Source organism: Leptolyngbya sp. ST-U4 (genome assembly GCF_039962215.1).
Classification (GTDB): Bacteria; Cyanobacteriota; Cyanobacteriia; order Elainellales; family Elainellaceae; genus Leptolyngbya_A.
The window spans coordinates 756,633-776,010 of record NZ_JAMPKZ010000001.1 but is presented as its reverse complement, the minus strand read 5'-3'; the positions used below and the strand labels follow the sequence as shown (position 1 = coordinate 776,010).

17 protein-coding genes are annotated in these 19,378 nt (G+C 52.1%); 10 read left to right on the top strand and 7 right to left on the bottom strand.

Annotated features, from left to right (window positions below; genetic code table 11):
• The first annotated feature begins 35 nt into the window (after positions 1–35).
• Complete coding sequence (locus tag NDA02_RS03405) at positions 36–1,061, top strand: ABC transporter permease (protein WP_190793416.1); 1,026 nt, start codon at positions 36–38, stop codon at positions 1,059–1,061.
• Between the two features lie 168 nt (positions 1,062–1,229).
• Here NDA02_RS03405 and NDA02_RS03400 read toward each other — a convergent pair whose 3' ends face one another.
• Together NDA02_RS03400 and psaM are read right to left on the bottom strand one after the other, a co-directional pair.
• On the bottom strand, positions 1,230–1,751 hold the full coding sequence (locus tag NDA02_RS03400; RefSeq protein ID WP_190793415.1) for a hypothetical protein: 522 nt from the start codon (positions 1,749–1,751) through the stop codon (positions 1,230–1,232).
• A gap of 928 nt (positions 1,752–2,679) precedes the next feature.
• The gene (gene psaM, locus NDA02_RS03395) at positions 2,680–2,775 is read right to left on the bottom strand and encodes a photosystem I reaction center subunit XII (RefSeq protein WP_190793414.1); all 96 of its coding nucleotides are present in this window, start codon (positions 2,773–2,775) and stop codon (positions 2,680–2,682) included.
• A gap of 264 nt (positions 2,776–3,039) precedes the next feature.
• Here psaM and phoU point away from each other — a divergent pair, with 264 nt between their 5' ends.
• The 7 genes from phoU (at position 3,040) to NDA02_RS03360 (ending at position 11,093) form a co-directional block, all read left to right on the top strand.
• Entirely contained in the window at positions 3,040–3,738 is a 699-nt protein-coding gene (phoU, locus tag NDA02_RS03390; RefSeq protein WP_190793413.1) for a phosphate signaling complex protein PhoU, read from the top strand.
• 563 nt (positions 3,739–4,301) lie between these two features.
• Positions 4,302–6,737, top strand: coding sequence for a ribonuclease R family protein (locus NDA02_RS03385; protein ID WP_190793412.1), 2,436 nt, complete (start codon positions 4,302–4,304; stop codon positions 6,735–6,737).
• 146 nt (positions 6,738–6,883) lie between these two features.
• A complete protein-coding gene (locus tag NDA02_RS03380; RefSeq protein WP_190793411.1) occupies positions 6,884–7,543 on the top strand; it encodes a UbiX family flavin prenyltransferase in 660 nt (219 codons plus the stop codon).
• 61 nt (positions 7,544–7,604) lie between these two features.
• Entirely contained in the window at positions 7,605–8,429 is an 825-nt protein-coding gene (locus tag NDA02_RS03375; RefSeq protein WP_190793410.1) for a hypothetical protein, read from the top strand.
• Between the two features lie 172 nt (positions 8,430–8,601).
• Complete coding sequence (locus NDA02_RS03370) at positions 8,602–9,048, top strand: tetratricopeptide repeat protein (RefSeq protein WP_190793409.1); 447 nt, start codon at positions 8,602–8,604, stop codon at positions 9,046–9,048.
• Positions 9,049–9,118: 70 nt separating this feature from the next.
• Positions 9,119–10,393, top strand: coding sequence for an adenosylhomocysteinase (ahcY, locus tag NDA02_RS03365; protein ID WP_190793408.1), 1,275 nt, complete (start codon positions 9,119–9,121; stop codon positions 10,391–10,393).
• A gap of 91 nt (positions 10,394–10,484) precedes the next feature.
• Complete coding sequence (locus NDA02_RS03360; protein WP_190793407.1) at positions 10,485–11,093, top strand: DedA family protein; 609 nt, start codon at positions 10,485–10,487, stop codon at positions 11,091–11,093.
• Between the two features lie 3 nt (positions 11,094–11,096).
• Here NDA02_RS03360 and NDA02_RS03355 read toward each other — a convergent pair whose 3' ends face one another.
• The 4 genes from NDA02_RS03355 to glgX form a co-directional block, all read right to left on the bottom strand.
• Positions 11,097–11,594 carry a low molecular weight protein-tyrosine-phosphatase gene (locus tag NDA02_RS03355; RefSeq protein ID WP_190793406.1) on the bottom strand — a complete coding sequence of 166 codons (498 nt, stop codon included), beginning with the start codon at positions 11,592–11,594 and terminating at the stop codon, positions 11,097–11,099.
• 203 nt (positions 11,595–11,797) lie between these two features.
• Positions 11,798–12,247, bottom strand: coding sequence for a nucleoside-diphosphate kinase (gene ndk / locus NDA02_RS03350; protein ID WP_190793405.1), 450 nt, complete (start codon positions 12,245–12,247; stop codon positions 11,798–11,800).
• Between the two features lie 68 nt (positions 12,248–12,315).
• Positions 12,316–12,771: a hypothetical protein gene (locus NDA02_RS03345; RefSeq protein WP_199296717.1), complete on the bottom strand. Its 456-nt coding sequence runs from the start codon at positions 12,769–12,771 to the stop codon at positions 12,316–12,318.
• Between the two features lie 105 nt (positions 12,772–12,876).
• Entirely contained in the window at positions 12,877–14,985 is a 2,109-nt protein-coding gene (gene glgX, locus NDA02_RS03340; RefSeq protein ID WP_348254403.1) for a glycogen debranching protein GlgX, read from the bottom strand.
• Positions 14,986–15,221: 236 nt separating this feature from the next.
• On the opposite strand from glgX, the gene gcvH reads away from it, so the two are divergent.
• Positions 15,222–15,611 (top strand): glycine cleavage system protein GcvH, encoded by a 390-nt coding sequence (gcvH, locus tag NDA02_RS03335; protein ID WP_190793403.1) that lies wholly within the window; start codon positions 15,222–15,224, stop codon positions 15,609–15,611.
• Between the two features lie 161 nt (positions 15,612–15,772).
• Positions 15,773–18,751 carry an aminomethyl-transferring glycine dehydrogenase gene (gene gcvP, locus NDA02_RS03330; RefSeq protein ID WP_348254401.1) on the top strand — a complete coding sequence of 993 codons (2,979 nt, stop codon included), beginning with the start codon at positions 15,773–15,775 and terminating at the stop codon, positions 18,749–18,751.
• Positions 18,752–18,804: 53 nt separating this feature from the next.
• On the opposite strand, the gene NDA02_RS03325 is transcribed toward gcvP, so the two are convergent.
• Positions 18,805–19,209: a hypothetical protein gene (locus NDA02_RS03325; protein ID WP_190793401.1), complete on the bottom strand. Its 405-nt coding sequence runs from the start codon at positions 19,207–19,209 to the stop codon at positions 18,805–18,807.
• Positions 19,210–19,378: the final 169 nt, after the last annotated feature.

Sequence of the window (19,378 nt, the reverse complement as noted above, 5' to 3'; positions counted from 1 at the left end):
ATCACTCCTCTACCCCTTCACTCCTTTACCCCAAAATGTCCCGCTCCACCGCCCTCCGCACCTACGTCTTCTCCCGCCTGCTGCTCGCGCCGCTCATGATCTGGACGATCACCACGCTGATCTTTCTGCTGCTGCGATCGACTCCTGGTGATCCGATCGATGTGCTGCTAGGTCCGCGTGCTTCGGAAGCGGCTAAGCAAGAACTCAGGACAAACCTGGGATTAGATGCTCCTTTGTGGCTTCAGTATTTGCACTATCTGGGGGATTTGCTGCGGCTGGATCTGGGCACTTCGTTGACCAGCCAGGGTCAGTCGGTCTGGAATATTATTGGGGCACATTTTCCGGCAACGGTGGAGCTAACTTTGTTTAGCATGATTGTTTCGGTCGTGGTTGGGGTAACGATCGGGGCACTGGCAGCCTCAAAGCCGAACACGCCGATCGATGTGGGGGGAAGACTCTTTGGCATTTTTACTTATGCCGTGCCGATGTACTGGTTTGGAATGCTGTTGCAGCTTGTGTTTGCGGTGCAGCTTCAATGGTTTCCGATCGGCACTCGCTTTCCCTTATCAATCCAGCCGCCGCCTGCCCTGACGGGACTTTATACGATCGACAGTCTGCTGAGCGGCAGTTTCGCGCAGTTTTTGACTAGCCTTTATTATCTGACTCTACCAAGTCTGACTTTGGGACTGCTGCTAAGCGGCATTTTTGAGCGCATGGTGCGGGTCAACCTGAAGCAAACGTTGAAGGCAGATTATGTCGAGGCGGCACGAGCAAGGGGCATTCCAGAACGACGAATCGTTGTGGCACACGCGCTAAAAAATGCCATGATTCCGGTGATTACAGTTCTGGGGCTGACCTTTGCTTCTCTGTTGGGCGGCGCGATTTTGACTGAAGTAACTTTCTCATGGCCCGGTCTAGCAAATCGGCTATATGAGGCAATTTCCCAGCGCGATTATCCAGTGGTGCAGGGGGTGATGGTGTTCTTCTCGGTGATTGTGGTGTTTGCTAGTATTGCGATCGACATTATCAATGCCTATATTGATCCCCGCATTCGCTATTAATTGATTGCTGGGTTTAATTTTTTAATTAATTGCTTGTTTAGAATGCGATTTGAATTGCAATTATTGCAATTGAGGCAGTGCGAGTTGAATTCTAACGATTGACTGAACTGCAAGCGGGATGAACAGCGAACCCACCGTGAGAAAATTTGAAATGTCTGCAACAGACGGTTAGCGTGCCTGCAAGTTGCGGTAGGCTGCGGTGTGATATCTTGCCGAGTCGGTTTCTGCCTGTTGCGGAACAGCTTGATCGGTTGAATGAGTGGCACCCTGCTGGAGGGGTTCTTGCGAAGCTTCTGAGGAATTCTGTGCAGTTTCGGTGCTCGGAGTTAACCAAACAACCTGCCGCTGATTGGGATCAACCCGATAGCTTTGTTCCTGCATAATGCTGCTCGCCTGCTGCGGGTCAAGCTGGCGATCGAGATCTGCCTGCAAGATATCAACGCGCTGTTGAACTTCTGTGACTTCAGCTTGGAGCTGGCTCAACTCTTCTCGCTGCTGAAGGTTGTAGGGAATCAGCTTTGCTAATGCAATGATTGCAACTCCTGCCAGTAGCCCGTTGACTGCTAGCTTCACCGTAATTTCTGTCACCACCGTCTGATGCGATCGGGGGCGAGGACGCTGCCGCAAACGTGGTTTTACTCGACGCTGAGGTGGGGAGGCAGCAGGTGGCAAAGGTTGAAGTGCATTCATACAACGTCGCTATTTCGTAACAGGAGCAGTTCGATCGATTCTGTCGCTTTAACTCAGTCGCTTTAATTAAGCTAATATGCCCCGCTTGCCACGGGCTCTATCAAAGCTCATAAATCAAAGCCCCATTGAAGCGCGAAATTCTAACAGGGTCAATGCCTTTTGATAGATTTAATCTGAGCTTTATTGGCTAGACATTACTAACCAACCAATCGCCTCTTTTCTCGATCGCTCGACCAGGAGAAATAAAGACAGCAGCCTAACTTTAGCTTAGTTCTAGCACTGATTTCGCCAGGAAAAATATTTTTTTGTTCTTTTTCTTTAAACAGCATTAGCTTGAATAATCTAATACGTTTGAACTACTTGTAATTAATACATTTGCACTAAATTCAAGTGATACTCAAAACACAAAATTATCCACGTACTAAGCATACGTATTACACGGATTAAGTGAAGCACAGGCACTAATTATCAGGTGTGGTTAAGTTTCTGAAGCGATGGCGTTTCTAAATATAAGCAGCTGTTTTAACAAGTTATTCCTGAAACCTAAATTGTCTCTCTCACCTGAATTCCAGCGAGTTTCCCTGATTTGTATCTCAAAGTTTCCCGAAGTTGGGAATTTAGGGAACAATGCAGCCCTTTTGTTTGATGCTTTTCAAGCATCGTGTAGAACATTTTCAGTAAGACATTCATGCAAAACTCAGTAAGACACTTCATGCAAAACAGAGAGCTATCCCAAAGCCTCATCCCGAAATCGAAAAAATCGATCGCAGACGAATGCTCGTAGACAACTCTCTGTTGAAGTTTAGATTGAGCTTAGATTTAACCCGAAGTACCAGTGTGCGCTCCAGGCAGGTTGTTCGGCAAGGTAACGATCGTCTAATCGTCCCTGCTTCCCTGTCCCGTTTACTGTCTTATTAAACTGTTCTGTTTACTTGTACAGTTCAGTGGACAGGCGGAATGCCATCACAGCGGGAATGAGGGCAATAACCAGGGCAACATAGACTTGAGTATCCGATAGTGACATAAGCTAAAGGACTCCTGATATGAAGATTGATGGGATGATCAATGCGAAATTAGCGCGGTTTACGAGTGTAAACGCAGACCAACGCTACATTAATGTCGGCTAAATCACTGCATTTCGGAATGATTTGTCACATGATGTAACAGAAGCGATCGTGTAATCCAGCGCAGTCCAGTGCAACCCATCCCTAACAGCAAACCGTATTAGTAAAATACCCCTCTCTAAAGTGGCAAGCCACGAAAAGATGAGGCATCATCAGTTCTAAATATGTTTGACTTTAATTTCACTCTACCCTCCCGGTTAAATCCTCGCTTGGAAAGTGCTAAACCTACCCGACTTCAGTTTGAGCGTCAGCTAAGGCGTGTGCAGCGAGATGTGCTGCGGATGGGTGCTTTGGTGGAAAATTCCTGCTGGCTGGCACGCAGAGCATTGTTCGATCGTGACCTGGAAGCCGCGCAGCAAATTGCAATTCAGGACAAACAAATCGACCAGCTTTATCGCCAGATTGAGCTGGACTGCGTCAACTTAATGGCACTTCAATCTCCGGTGACGCAAGACCTGCGCCTGCTCAGCGCAATGATGCAGCTTGTTCGCGACCTGGAGCGAATTGGAGACTACGCCGAAGATTTGGGCGAGATTGCAATTAAGCTGTTTCCCTATCCGGTGCATTCCTGTATGGAGCGGGTGAAAGTGATGCTCGATCGCTGTCGGGCAATGCTGGCGATGGGGCTGGCTGCGCTATCTGACCTGGATGCTGAGTCTGGGTTAGATATTAAGATGAAAGATGATGCGGTTGATGATGATTATGCTTCGCTCTACAACCTGCTGGCACACCAGACGGATGTACCCGGCGTTATTGAGCCGATCGTGCTGCTGGTGCTGGTGATTCGTCATTTAGAGCGAATGGCAGACCATGCCACCAATATTGGTAAGCGAGTTGCTTATATCGTGACGGGGCAGCGTTAAAAATTCTGCTTTCGCTCTATGTTCCGATTGCAAATTGTGCATAGAATAAAGTTGGTGCAAAAAATGGTCAAGTTTAGCACTCGCTTCAATTCCCGTTTTGCTTTCCATACTCTACTGATACGCCTCCTGAACGATCTGGCTTTACGGCAACTATGACATCTTGCTAGAGGCATCTTGCTAGAAAGCTGGACGGAGTGTAGCAGTGCAAAGGGAAGATGGCTCGGAAAGCAGTCGGTCTGAATGTGAAACTTCGCGACCCAGGGTTTAGTCGAGAAATGAAATCGATCGAAGCTCACGCCGATGAGTTTTTGAGATTTCCTTCCGGCTGAGCAGGTCGATCGGTACAAAATCATTGCAGAATCTGTGATTCGCTCTAATGTTCAGAGTGGAGAGCAGTGGTTGAAGCGCAACAGGTAATGGCTGAGCCCTCCAGGAAATTCTGATTTCTGAGCTTGGCGCACCAGACCGAGCTACTAAAACCTGCTGCTTGCTGAACGGTCTATGCAGCTAGCCAGGTTGACCCGGTTAGGGAACCCCCCACCCCATTGAGGATCAGTCGCTACATGGAATTCACAATTGCCGAGCTACTCGCAAACTTTACAGACGATAAGCTGGTTGCGCCGAAAGCACTGGAAAAAAAGCTGAACTGCAAGGATGAAGCGAGCATTCGCAGGCTGCAAATCGTGCTAGATGCTTTAGAACGGGTCGGCATCCTGGTGAAGGATCGGGGCAAATATCGCCGCATTTTTGAAGACGATGTGGTCGAGGGCAAACTGCGCTGCTCTAGTAAAGGTTTTTGCTTCGCGATTCAGGATGTGGAAGGATCGGAAGATATCTACATTCGCGAATCTCACCTGAATAGCGCCTGGAATGGCGATCGCGTTTTGGTGAAAGTCACAAAAGAAGGAACCCGTCGTCGCAGTCCCGAAGGCGAAGTGCGGCTGATTCTCGATCGGGCAAATTCTTCGATTCTGGCGCGGGTGAAACAGGCGGAAGAAAGCTTTCGAGCTACGCCGCTCGACGATCGCCTGCTATTTGAGGTCGAGCTAAAAGCCAACGGCACGAATTTAGAGGAAGCGATTGACCAGTTGGCTCACGTGGAAATTGTGCGCTATCCGCTTGGCTCCCATCCACCGTTGGGCAAGCTTGCGCTGGTGCTGGGCAGTGACGCTCAGGCGGCTTCTGAATATGTGATTGTCTGCTGTAAGCACGATCTGCCGCGTGATTTTCCCGAAGCCGTGCTGCAAGCTGCCAAAGGGTTGCCCAACAAACTGCGAAAAGCGGACTTCAAAGGACGGGTCGATTTGCGCGATCTGCCCACGATTACGATCGACGGCAAAACGGCGGGTCATGCGATCGACGACGCGCTGACGCTGGAGAAAATTGGGGATGACGAGTGGCTGGTCGGCATTCATATCGCCGATATCTCCTACTACATCGAGCCAGACACCGAGCTGGACATCGAAGCGCGACGACGGGGCACCTCGATTTATCTGGGCGATGAAGTGATTCGGATGCTGCCAGAGCGGGTGCATCAATCCTGTTCGCTGGCTCCAGAGCAAGACCGATTGGCAGTTTCGGTGCTGATTCGTGTGAATGGTCAGGGTGAGGTGCAGGAGTTTGAGCTTCAGCCCACCGCGATCCGAGTTGATCATCGGCTCGACTATCAGCAAGTGCAGGCGATCGTGCAGCGGCACGACTCTCCCGAAGCGGCGGCTGCCCGTCCTCCTGCCTATCCGCTCCCACCTTTGGAGGAACTAGAGCCATACCAGGCGGTGTTTGAAATGCTCGATCAGCTCTTTAAGCTGAGCCAGGCGATTCGTGCCCAGCGGCACAACCGGGGTGCGTTTGACCTCAATCTGCCGGAAAAAGTCTTTCCTGATGAGGCAAACCCGGAACTGAGCCAGTTTCTTTCGACCAAGTTTCAGTACGACGACGAAGGGGCACTGGGTGCAATGGTGGTGTCTGCCTTTCTGCCTGCCCGATCGATCGTCACAGAACTGATGCTGTTGGCAAATCAGCTTGTTGCCTCCCACCTGATCGAGCTGCAAGTTCCAGCGATCTACCGGGTTCACCGCACTCCCGATCCTAGCGATGTGCAGGAGTTGCTCAAACTAGTCAGCAATATGGGCATTGATGCTCATCTGGCACAGGAGGACGCAGTACATTCGCGGGACTATCAGCGATTAGTGCAGGAATTTGCCGAATCGAAGACCGAAAAAGTGCTGACCTATCTGCTCCTGTCCACCTTCAAGCCTGCGGTCTACAGCACCATGCCGGGCCCTCACTTTGGCTTGGCACTAGAAAAGGGCTATGCCCACTTCACTTCACCCCTGCGTCGCTACCCGGATCTGCTGGTGCATCGCGTTATCCACGCCATCTTTGAACACGGACGCGATCGACGCACCACGCGATCGAAGGATCGGGTTAACCTGAGAAGCAGTTCGTGCCACGGCAAAATTTCCTGGAACGTATTGCCTACCGACCTTCAGGCAGAGCTGGAAGAAAGATTTGCCGCCGTTGTCGTGCATCTGACCGAGCAGGAAAAGCTGGCGCAGGAAGCCGAAGCCGATCTGGAAGGGCTAAAAAAAGCCGAGTTTATGCAGCAGCATACGGGCAAAGTCTTTCACGGGCTGATTACGGGGGTACAGTCCTACGGTTTCTTTGTGGAAATCGAAGAGCTGCTTGTCGAGGGTCTGGTTCACGTCAGTTCGCTGAAGGATGACTGGTACGAATATCGATCGCGACAGCAAAAGCTCGTCGGTCGCAAAAATCGCAAGCAGTATAAGTTGGGCGATCGCGTCGAAGTGCAGGTCAAGAGCGTGGACTACTATCGTCAGCAGATTGACCTGGTGGCTGTGGGTGGCGGTAGTCAGGCAACCGAAGAAGAACTGGATGAGCCTGTGTCTGCTGAAGAAGCCGAGCTACCGGAAGAAATGCTGGAACTGGAAGCAGAGCTAGAAGAAGCAGAGCTAGAAGAAGCAGAGCTAGAAGAGTAAAAGAGAAAAAAAGAGAACAATAGGGCGCGATCGGGCAGAGGATAAAGCATGGATTATATGAATGACGAGGATAAGCATCCCTGGAAGATTCCTCCTCGAACCGCCTGGAAGTGTCAAGATGAAGAAGTGTAACAACTTCAATTCCTGTGTCTAATTCTTCGTCTTCTCCATCTCTGCCGCTCATTCTGGGCGTAACGGGTGCTTCGGGCTTAATCTATGCGGTGCGTGCCCTCAAGTTTCTCTTGCAGGCAGATTATGCGATCGAGCTAGTCGCATCCAAATCGACCTACATGGTCTGGCAGGCAGAACACCAGATCCGAATGCCCGTTGAGCCAGTTCAGCAAGAGCAGTTTTGGCGACAGCAGGCAGGGATTGAAACCGGAGGCAAACTGCGCTGTCATCCCTGGGGCGATGTGGGAGCCAATATTGCCAGCGGTTCGTTTCGTACCCTGGGCATGGTGATTTTGCCGTGCAGCATGAGTACCGTGGGCAAGCTGGCAGCCGGACTGAGTGCCGATTTGCTGGAACGTGCCGCCGATGTGCAGCTTAAAGAAGGTCGCAAACTCGTGATTGTGCCGCGTGAAACGCCTTTTAGCCTGATTCACCTGCGAAATCTCACCACGCTTGCCGAAGCCGGAGCCAGAATTGTGCCTGCTATTCCTGCCTGGTATCACCATCCGCAGACGATCGAGGATCTGGTGGATTTTGTGATTGCCCGTGCCCTCGATCAGTTCAACCTAGACTGCGTTCCCCTTAAGCGATGGCAGGGACGCGGTGTGGCAGAAGCCGAACCCATCGACTCTTAATGCAGGGAATTTCCTCAAGAAAGATAGACTTGAGACAAAATCGCTCAGCAAAACCCTGCCCATGATTCGACTCCTGCTCCTGCTTGCTATTCTGGGGAGCCTTGCCCTCTTTGCAGTCCAAAACCTGGCTCCTGTGCCGCTGGTCATTTTGGGAGTCCCGACCCTGGCGATTCCGCTTGCCTTTTGGGTGATTGGGGCGATCGGGGCAGGCGCATTGACAACGATTGTAATGGCAGGCTTAATCGAGCTCTCCCGTCCGGTGAAGCGGGTTGCTGCGGCTCCTCGACCGGAGAATCGTCCGATCGGCGATCGTTTTCGCCGCTTTCGCACCGGAGGATGGTCAGCCGCTTCGACAGAAACAGGGCGATCGACTCCTCGTAAGCCCAGCAATCGCAGCGATGATTGGGACGCGCCAGCACAGGATTCTGCTGCCTGGGATGACTGGGAAGAACCCGCCCCTCGCTCTACCCCCTTCCAAGGCGCACAAACTCCCGCGCGCGATCGAGAAGACCCCGCCTGGCAAGACTGGCAGGGCTATGAAGACGCTCCTCGTCGTCAGCCGCCTCCGGATGCCGAGCCAATCCCCTATCGCAAAGGCTTTGAGCCTCGCACTGAGTTTGAAACTGATCAGCAGCCCATGAGCCGATCGCAATCGGGTTCTGTCTATTCTTACAGCTATCGTCCGCCTGAAGAACCGATCGAAGACGAACCGCCCCCATCGCGCAGCAACAGCGTCTACGATGCCGAGTTTCGAGTGATTACCCCACCGTTTCGCCCTGATCCTGAAGAAGTTTCTCCGCCTCCGCCTTCTCGTGCGGCTAATTCAGATGAGGAAGATTGGGATTTCATTGATGAGGATGAAGGAGACTGGAAGCGGAGACGGTGAGGGAATGAGGGGCTTAGTGCAGGAATGGGATTGGGAAGACTTGACGAATTAGCGTTGATCTCTCTAAGGCTCCCCCACAAACCTTTCACCCTTCCCCATCCGCTTAAAAAACAAGCGACTCACCCTAAACTTCCCGTTCCACAACCCTTGCCCCATTTCTCCACTCCCCCTTATGGAACCCCTTCCCTTCATCCTCTGGCTCCTCTTCATCACGCTCATCTTTGCCTTTGGGCTGGGGTCAATGGTGCGGGCATATCGAGGAAGGGGCAGTTTAGAAATCATTTTTGCAGAAGCGATTTGCCCCACGCCGCCCACCCTGAACGAGGAGGCTGCACTCCAGTTTGAAAAAGGCTGTACTGCCTTTGGGGCGAACCAATATCGCCAGGCGATCGACTGCTTTCGGCGGGCGATTCAGCTTGACCCTGGTTTCGCAGAGGCGTACCATAATCGCGGTCGGGCAACGGCAAATCTGCGTCAGCTTAATGAAGCGATCGGGGATTTACTGCAAGCCAGCGAGCAGTATCTAGCGCAAGACAATGTCGCCGGATTCGATCGGGTGCGGCAAGATCTCGAAACGTTGAAAGCCAGGAGCCAGACCAGCGCAAAGTCCAATGAGTAGACATTTCTCCTCTATCGATCGGTTAAGCTAGTGAAGATGATTTCCCGCGTAAACAATTGCAAAGAGGCGCATGACAACAGCCACTCAAGTCAAAAACGACGTTAAAGATTTATCCCTCGCCCCCTTAGGCAAACAGAGAATCGAGTGGGCAGGGCGCGAAATGCCCGTGCTGAAGCAGATTCAGGAGCGATTTGCCCAGGAAAAGCCTTTTGCCGGAATTCGGCTGGTTGCTTGCTGCCATGTCACCACAGAAACAGCTCACCTGGCGATCGCCCTCAAAAACGGCGGAGCGGATGCGCTGCTGATTGCTAGCAATCCGCTTTCGACGCAGGACGATGTAGCGGCGAGTCTAGTCGTGGATCACGGAATTTCTGTGTTTGCAATCAAAGGGGAAGACAACGCAACCTATCATCGCCATGTGCGGACTGCCCTTGACCATCGCCCCAATATCATCATCGATGACGGCAGTGATGTAGTTGCAACGCTGATCCAGGAACGCCAGGAGCAAATTGCTGACCTGATTGGCACAACCGAGGAAACCACGACGGGAATTGTGCGCCTGCGTGCCATGTTCCGGGACGGGGTTCTTACCTTCCCGGCGATGAACGTCAATGACGCAGACACCAAGCACTTCTTTGACAACCGCTACGGCACAGGTCAATCGACCCTTGATGGCATCGTCCGCGCCACCAATATTCTGCTGGCAGGCAAGACCATTGTAGTGGCAGGCTACGGCTGGTGCGGTAAGGGAACGGCACTGCGGGCGCGAGGGATGGGCGCAAACGTGATCGTGACGGAAATTGACCCGATTAAGGCGATCGAAGCGGTAATGGATGGTTTCCGCGTGATGCCGATGAACGAAGCGGCGGCTCAGGGCGATATCTTTATCACCGTTACGGGCAATAAGCACGTCATTCGCGGTGAGCATTTTGCCGCCATGAAAGATGGGGCGATCGTTTGCAACTCCGGTCACTTTGATATTGAAATCGATCTGAAATCGCTTCAGGAGATGGCAAACGAAGTGAAAGTCGTTCGCAACTTTACAGAAGAGTATCGCCTAAAGAGTGGCAAATCGGTCGTTGTGCTGGGCGAAGGTCGTCTGGTGAACCTGGCAGCCGCTGAAGGGCACCCCAGCGCGGTGATGGATATGAGCTTTGCAAACCAGGCACTTGCCTGCGAATATCTGGTCAAGAACAAGGGCAATCTGGAGCCGGGTCTGCACTCGATTCCGACTGAGGTAGATCAGGAAATTGCACGGCTGAAGCTTCAGGCAATGGGCATCTTGATTGATTCGCTCACGCCAGAACAGACGGAGTACATCAACTCCTGGACGTCCGGAACCTAATTTGTGAATGTGAATCGCTAAACAAGGGGTGGGCAGATTGCCTGCCCTTTTTCATACGATCGCTATCGTCGCACCAAAAAGGAACCTGCTCATGGCTGAATGGATTACGAACACTATGAATTCCCTCGGCTATGTGGGAATCGCGCTGCTCATGTTCCTGGAAAATTTGTTTCCGCCAATTCCGTCTGAGCTAATCATGCCGCTTGCCGGATTCACGGTGGCTCAGGGCAAAATGAGCTTTGTTCCCGCTGTGCTTGCCGGAGTCGTGGGCACGATGGTGGGCGCAATTCCCTGGTATTACCTGGGCAAAATCCTGGGCGAAGAGCGAATCAAAGGCTGGCTCGATCGCCACGGCAAATGGCTGGGCATTTCATCAGAGGAAGTAACCAAATCGCAGCACTGGTTTTATCGCCACGGCACAAAGGCAGTCTTCTTCGGGCGGTTGGTTCCCGGGATTCGTACGCTGATTTCCCTGCCCGCAGGCTTTAGCGAAATGCGACTTGCACCGTTCCTAATTTTTTCAACGCTAGGAACGCTGGCATGGGTATCCCTGCTGACCTTTACCGGATATGTGTTGGGCGATAACTATACGCTCGTCGAGGAGTATTTGGCCCCGGTTTCCAAGATTGCGCTGCTTGTAGTTGCGGTAGGGGCGATCGTCTGGTTTATCCGTTATCGCAAAGCTAAGAAAAGAGCCTGATTTTTAGAATTTCTGCTGGAAATCTGGCTGAGTAATCTGGGCGAGCAATCCCTCACAGGCATCGAGCAGCAAATCAATTACATCGTTAAAGCCTGACTCGCCGCCGTAGTAGGGGTCAGGCACTTCGCGATCGCGGTGATGACGGCAAAAGTCGCACATCAGCTTTACCTTGTCGTGATAGGCTCCTTCTGGATCAAGGGACAAAATATCAGCGTAATTGTCCTTATCCATCGCCAGAATTAAATCAAACTCCTCCAGATCCCGCGGCTTGAACTGGCGAGCGCGTCCTTCCAGCACAATCCCACGTCGGGCAGCAGCAGCCGTCATCCGGCGATCGGGCGAACTACCAATGTGATAGCTCGAAGTGCCAGCCGAGTCACAGATTATTTGCTCCTGAAGCCCCCGCTGCCGAATCAGGTAATTCATGATGTTTTCGGCAGAAGGCGATCGACAGATATTTCCTAGGCAAACAAACAGCAGCTTATACGGCTTTTCAGTCATAGCGAATAAAGCGATCGATCTTGTCTATCATGACGGATTTTGCCAACGCCACACTGGATAGGCAAAAGAAGATAAGCAAATTGACAACCTGCCGCATGATAAACCCCCTCGCCTGTGAATCGGAAAGGGGGTATTTAATGTTGATTCTAAGCAATCAATTTTGGAAAAACTGCCAGAATCAATAGAACTAGATTAAAGTAACCCTATTCGTACAGCCAGGGCGTGATCGTCGGCTGCCAAGAAACCAGTTCTTCGTCCTTGAACCAGAGGCTAATCTCCTGCTGTGCAGTTTCGGGTGCATCAGAGCCGTGAATGATATTCCGTCCGATGCTGACGCCGTAGTCGCCGCGAATCGTGCCAGGTTCAGCGTTTAGCGGATTGGTTGCGCCGATCAGTTTGCGGGCAGCCGCAATCACACCATCGCCTTCCCAAACCATTGCTACAACTGGACCCGAAGTGATGAACTCGACCAGTCCAGCGAAAAAAGGTCTTTCCCGGTGGACACCGTAATGCTGTTCTGCGAGTTCTCGACTGGGTTTCACAAGCTTTAACCCTACTAAGGTAAAGCCTTTGGTTTCAAAACGACGAATGATGTCGCCAACGATCGCACGCTGCACACCGTCGGGTTTTACAGCAAGAAATGTCCGTTCCAAAGGGTGACTCCTCGTTAATGAACGCTCCAGTTTTCAGATTACCTTAGAAGGTTTCCCGCAACGGAAGATTAGCGTTTTTTCAGATCGCGTGCCATATTACGAAACATATCCATGTCGCCATCTGCCCGACGACGCTCAGTATTTGTGGGAGTTTCAGCTGCTTTAGGAGCCGGAGTAGATGCGCCATTGACCGAGCTATTCGTCGCCCCATTCGCGGTTCCATTTGACCTGGGCTGCATCGGCACAGCTTGACCGTTTTGCATTGCCTTTTGCATTTCCAGTGCGGAAATCGTGCGAATCATTTCATTGTCTTCGCCGACTTTCTTTTTCGAAAACGTACGGCGAATCGATTTTACCGATCGCATATATTCCACATTGCCATAGGTTCTGGCGTCATCGGGTGAGAGATAGTACACACCGGCTTTATTTTGCGGTTGAGGGGCATCGGTTGCAGGTAATTCAACGGCTTCAACCTTCGGCTTAGAACGAAATAAGCCCTTAATAAATCCAATAAATCCTGCCACGGAAAAACTCCTGATTCACGGTTACCAATCATTACATTATCCTAAGCAATATTAAAAATAATCAAGTTTAGTAAGAGACTTTTCGACGCCTCTCCTTACTTCCTCCTACCTCCCCACCAACACCACCATCGCTCGCTCTCCCACGAAAATCTGCTTCGGATTCACGATCGGCGGTTCCGTTCCAGGTTCGTAAATGTCCTGCGGTGATTTCGCAAAGGTATTCACAAACGTATGCCACTTAAAGCCGATCGGCAGTTGGGGTAACTCAAAGGAATGGGGTTCCCAATGCGTGTTCATTGCCACATAAATGAAATCATCGGGTTCAGTGCCGCCTTTGGCATATTTACCGCAGAGCAGAAAGGCGAGCGTGCGGCAGTAATCTGCCCAGTCTGGCTTCCAGGCTTCGACACCGTGCCAGCTAACGTCGGGATAGCCATAGCCCATGTAGTCTTCCCCGGTAAAGAACTGCCGATTTCGCAGCATGGGATGGGCGTGGCGAAAGGCAATGCAGTTTTTCACAAAGCGGAAGAACGACAGATTGCTTTTCAGCAGATTCCAGTTGAGCCAGTTCAGCTCTGAGTCGTGACAGTAGGTGTTGTTGTTGCCCTGCTGCGATCGACCCATTTCATCACCCATCAGAATCATGGGAATGCCCTGGCTCATCATCAGGAGGGCGATCGCGTTTCGCATTTGTCGCTGGCGTAGATTGAGAATATCGGGGTCAGCCGTCACGCCTTCCACACCACAGTTCCAGCTTTCGTTGTCGTTTGCGCCGTCCCGGTTGTTTTCGCCGTTTGCCTCGTTGTGTTTCTCGTTATAAGACACCAAATCTACCAGCGTAAACCCATCATGTGCCGTGATGAAATTCACCGAGCTGTCTACCGTCCCGCCAGATTTCGCGTAGAGATCGGGTGAACCTTGCAGCCGCAGCGCAATCTCCCTGACTCCACCGTCTCCCTTAAGAAACTTTCGCATTGCGTCGCGATATTTGCCGTTCCACTCTTCCCAACGCTGGTGATAGCGCGGAAACGACCCCACCTGGTACAAACCGCCTGCGTCCCATGCTTCCGCGATCAGCTTGCACTTTGCCAGCACTGGATCATAAGCCAGGATTTCTAGCAGCGGCGGATTGATCAGCGGCTCCCCGTTTGGTGCACGTCCCAAAATTGAAGCCAGATCAAACCGAAAGCCGTCGATGTGATATTCCGATGCCCAGTAGCGCAAACAGTCCAGCACAAAGTTTCGCACGACCGGATGGTTGCAGTTGAGCGTGTTGCCGCAGCCGCTGAAGTTGTAATAGCTGCCATCGGGAGCCAACATATAGTAGGTTTTGTTGTCCAGCCCGCGAAACGAAATGGTTGCCCCCTGCTCGTTGCCTTCGGCGGTGTGGTTAAACACGACATCCAGAATCACTTCAATGCCGTGATGGTGCAGCGTTTTAATCAGGTTTTTGAGTTCATTGACTTGCTGACCGGGTACTGAGGCGTAGGCTGCCTTGGGTGCATAAAACCCGACCGTGCTATACCCCCAGTAGTTGAATAATCGTTCGCCTGTCAGCGGATTGAGACGGGGATTATCCAGCTCGTCAAATTCAAAAATCGGCATCAGCTCGACGCAGTTTACCCCCAGATCCTTCAGATGGGGAATCTTCTCGATCAGCCCGGCGTAGGTTCCCCGTTTGTCTGCGGTCACACCCGACGAAGCATGGCGCGTAAACCCCCGGACATGCATTTCATAAATCACCAGATCTTCGGTAGGAATTTCGAGCGGGCGATCGTCTTCCCAGTTAAAATCCTCGGTCGCAATCTGGGCGCGATAGGGATAGAGATCCTGGGTTCGCGGCGTTGCACCCCAGACTCCCCGTCCACCGATCGCCTGAGCGTAGGGGTCAAGTAAAATCTTGCTGAAGTCAAACCGATGCCCTTCTCGCGGAATGTAGGGACCATCGATGCGATAGCCGTATTCCAGATCTTCGTAGTCCAGATCCAGCACGACCATACTCACCACGTTGCCCAGCCGAAACTCTCGCAAAAAGGGAATCTCAGCAAAGGGTTCGGCGGCTCCCTTGTGATACAGCACCAGGGTTGCAGCAGTCGCATGATTTGAGTAAATCGAGAAATTCACCCCGCCGGGGACAACCGATGCTCCAAACGGAAACGCTTTGCCATGACAGAGCTGAAAGCTGCCATAGGTGTAGGTATAGCGAACGCCCATAAACTTTTTCTAAACGTGATGCACGAAAACAGCAGGCACTGATGCGAAGATCGCAGGCTCAATGCTTCGAAACAGGAATTGCCAATTCCAGCCTACCCCTCCACGGATTCAATACTTCTAGGGTAAGGTTGGATGGTGTCTGTGCTGCTTGCCAGACACAAGTTGTATTGCTAATTGTAGTGCTAGTTTTTGAACGACTCGATTTTCGTTTTACGAGGAAGCTGAAGAGGGAACCTATGGCATTCGACTATCCTGAAGACCTGAAATATCGCGACTCGCACGAGTACGCCCGCCTTGATGGGGATGTTGCCACGATCGGCATTACTGCCTTTGCAATCGATCAGCTCGGCGACATCGTATTTCTGGAATTGCCGGAAGTTGGAGATGCACTCACCAAGGGCGAAGCATTTGGTACGGTGGAATCGGTCAAAGCGGTTGAAGATCTGGTTGCTCCAGTTTCAGGAACGGTGCTGGAACGCAATGATCCCCTGCTAGATACCCCAGAGCAACTGTCCGATGATCCCTATGGCGAAGCCTGGATGCTGAAAGTGCGAATCAACGATGCCGCTGAGCTAGAAGATGCAATGACCGCCGACGCATATCGCGCCCAGGTTGAGGGCGAGTAGCTCTCTGGCAGACGGCTCCTGGCTCCCTGCGCTATATTTGTTGCAGAATGTTGCAGAAGCGATCGACCTCACTCATCGGTTTGATGAGCCTTTTGGGCAATCTTCCGCACTGCCAGTTTATTCGCCGCTTGTCTATCCCATTCCCTGCCCTATTCTTTGCTATGTCGTCAGCCTTTTATCGCGACCTCCAATCTGCGTCTGAAATCGAGTCCAACGGCAACATTGCAGCGGAGCCTGCCCCTGCGAAGAATGGGAAAGCCCGTACTGCGCTCCCGGATCTGCCTGCGGACTTCGAGACCCGTCACATTGGACCTCGCGATGCTGAAATTCAGCAAATGCTGACTCTACTTGGATTTGAGTCGCTGGCTCACCTGATTGCTCAGGCAGTTCCCGCCTCGATTCGGCTGGCGCGTCCGCTGCAAATTGGCAAGCCGCGCAGCGAAGCACAAGCACTGTCAAACCTGAAGACGATCGCTTCTAAAAACAAAATTTTTCGATCATTTATCGGCATGGGCTATGCCAACTGCATCACGCCCCCGGTGATTCAGCGCAACATTCTGGAGAATCCCGGCTGGTACACGCAGTACACTCCCTATCAGCCCGAAATTGCTCAGGGACGCTTGGAAGCTTTGCTCAACTTTCAGACGATGGTGATCGATCTGACCGGGCTGGAAATTGCCAACGCCTCGCTGCTTGATGAAGCGACTGCCGCCGCCGAAGCAATGGCGATGAGCTATGGGCTGCACAAAGGCAAAGCGAACGCTTTCTGGGTGTCAGAACTCTGCCATCCGCAGACGATCGATGTTGTAAAAACCCGCGCCCTGCCCCTGGGAATCGAAGTGATTGTGGGCGACCACCGCACCTTTGAATTTAATTCCCCTGACTCCCCCATTTTTGGCGTTCTCCTGCAATATCCGGCGACGGACGGCGCAATTTTTGATTATCAGGAATTTGTGAATCGTGCTCACGCAGCCGGGGCACTGGTAACGGTCGCTGCTGATCTTGTCAGCCTCACCCTGCTCAAGCCACCTGGTGAATTTGGTGCCGATATCGCGATCGGCAGCACTCAGCGATTTGGCGTACCGCTAGGCTATGGCGGACCTCACGCTGCTTACTTCGCCACAAAAGAAGCACACAAGCGGCAAATTCCCGGTAGACTCGTCGGCGTTTCCAAAGATGCCCTCGGACAGCCCGCCCTGCGCCTGGCACTGCAAACCCGTGAGCAGCACATCCGCCGTGACAAAGCCACCAGCAACATTTGCACTGCTCAGGTTCTCCTCGCCGTTATTGCCGGAATGTATGCCGTCTACCACGGAGCCGAAGGGCTGAAGCAAATCGCCGATCGCATTCACACCCTGACCGCTCACCTCGCCACCCAACTTCAGCAGCAGGGCTACATTGTCAGTGAAACCTTCTTCGACACACTCCGCATCGAAGTTGGTAGTCAGCAACCTGTCATTTTTCAAAACGCGATCGATCATCAAATCAACCTCCGCAAAATTGGTACAGACGCGATCGGCATTACCCTCGACGAAACCACGACCCCCCAAGACCTCACCGATCTCTTGGCTCTCTTCCCCCCCCTCTCGTCGTCCCTGCATCCCCCCGCTTGCCCGTCTGCCCATTCCCCCATCCCCTCCTCTCTCCCTCGCACCACCCCCTACCTCACCCACCCCGTTTTCAGTGACTATCGATCGGAAACCGAGATGCTGCGGTATCTCTATCGGCTTCAGTCGAAGGATCTGTCACTGACCACAGCCATGATTCCGCTCGGCTCCTGCACGATGAAGCTCAACGCCACTTCGGAAATGATTCCGATTACCTGGGCAGAGTTTGGGCAGATTCATCCGTTTGTGCCGATCGATCAGACAGAGGGCTATCAGATCATGTTTCGGCAATTAGAGCAGTGGCTTTCTGAGATCACAGGATTTGCCGGAATTTCGCTTCAGCCCAATGCCGGGTCGCAGGGGGAATATACGGGGCTGCTGGTGATTCGTCAGTATCATGAGTCGCGCGGCGAAGGACACCGCAAAATTTGTCTGATTCCTGAATCGGCGCATGGAACCAATCCGGCAAGCGCAGTCATGGCAGGCATGAAAGTTGTGCCGATCGCCTGCGACAGCGAAGGCAATATCGATATCGGCGACCTCCGCCAGAAAGCGGAGCAGCATGGGGAAAACCTGGCGGCGTTAATGGTGACGTATCCCTCGACTCACGGTGTTTTTGAGGAAGGCATCCGCGAAATTTGCGAGATTGTCCATGCCCACGGCGGACAGGTTTATATGGACGGGGCGAATATGAACGCGCAGGTTGGACTGTGTCGTCCAGCAGATTTTGGTGCGGATGTGTGTCACCTGAACCTGCATAAAACCTTTTGTATTCCCCACGGTGGCGGCGGTCCGGGCATGGGTCCGATCGGTGTCCAGACGCATCTGGTTCCCTTTTTGCCGGGGCATGCGGTGGTGGAAATGTTCAGCGACTCCCAGCGCAATCCAATCGGCGCAGTCTCGGCAGCACCCTGGGGCAGCGGTAGCATTTTGCCCATTTCCTGGATGTATATTGCCATGATGGGTGATCGGGGGCTGACCCAGGCTACCGAAGTCGCAATTCTCAACGCGAACTACATTGCAAAGCGGCTGGAGGGTCACTATCCGGTGCTTTACAAAGGCAAGAATGGCTTGGTGGCACACGAGTGCATTCTCGATCTACGCCAGTTCAAGAAATCCGCAGGCATTGAAGTGGATGACCTTGCTAAGCGGCTGATTGACTACGGGTTCCACCCACCGACCGTTTCGTGGCCCGTTGCGGGTACAGTCATGGTCGAACCCACCGAAAGCGAGTCTCTGCAAGAACTCGATCGCTTTTGCGATGCCATGATTGCAATCCGGGAAGAAATTCGCGAAATTGAAGCAGGTCAAGTCGATCGCGACAATAATTTGCTTAAAAACGCGCCTCACACTGCCGCAGCTTTGCTAGTGGATACTTGGGAACGTCCTTATTCGCGGGAACGCGCAGCGTACCCAACTGCCTGGACGAAAGCAAACAAATTCTGGGCAGCAGTGGCGCGAATTGATAATGCCTACGGCGATCGAAACCTGGTTTGTTCTTGCCTGCCTATGGAGGCGTATCAAACTCTTTGATCAGGTCCTTTTTGATCAGGTCCTTTGAAGATCAATTGCCTTAAAAAGAGAGCTTAATCAGTGGTATGAGCAAACGAGGGAAGCGTCGCCTCTTCGCTTTGCTTGGCAACCATTTCAACAATCGCCTGGGGTACAGCTTTAGCTTGAGGGGACAGAACCTGAGGAGACCAAACAATTTTTCTCCTGAGGCGAAGTGCTGCTTTGGAACTACGGAGACTGATCCAAAGGCTAGAGCTAGATTTGCTAATCGTAATCACAATCGCTTCCCGCGGCGAGAGCTGAAGAGCATACTGGTATAGCTTATTGCGATCGTCTGCATTCGCCTTGTAAATTCGGTAAAACAATTCGTTGTTGTATTGCAGCCCGTCATGCAGCTCACCATCCATCAGAAACTTAAAGCACTGCAAGCTCTCCTCGTGCAGCACAGGTGGCAAATTGTTCGGTTGATAGAATGGCACGGCAGTACCCTTGTGAATCGCTTAGCTAGTTCAAATTAATTTCAAATTAGCAATCCTCCAGCGAGGGGAACATCCGCCAAACTTATGATGTTTCACTATCACTTAGTAGATAGGCTAAGCACAATGAATAGTCTGAGTAAAAGGGGGTGTAGGCTTCCTCCTTTTAACT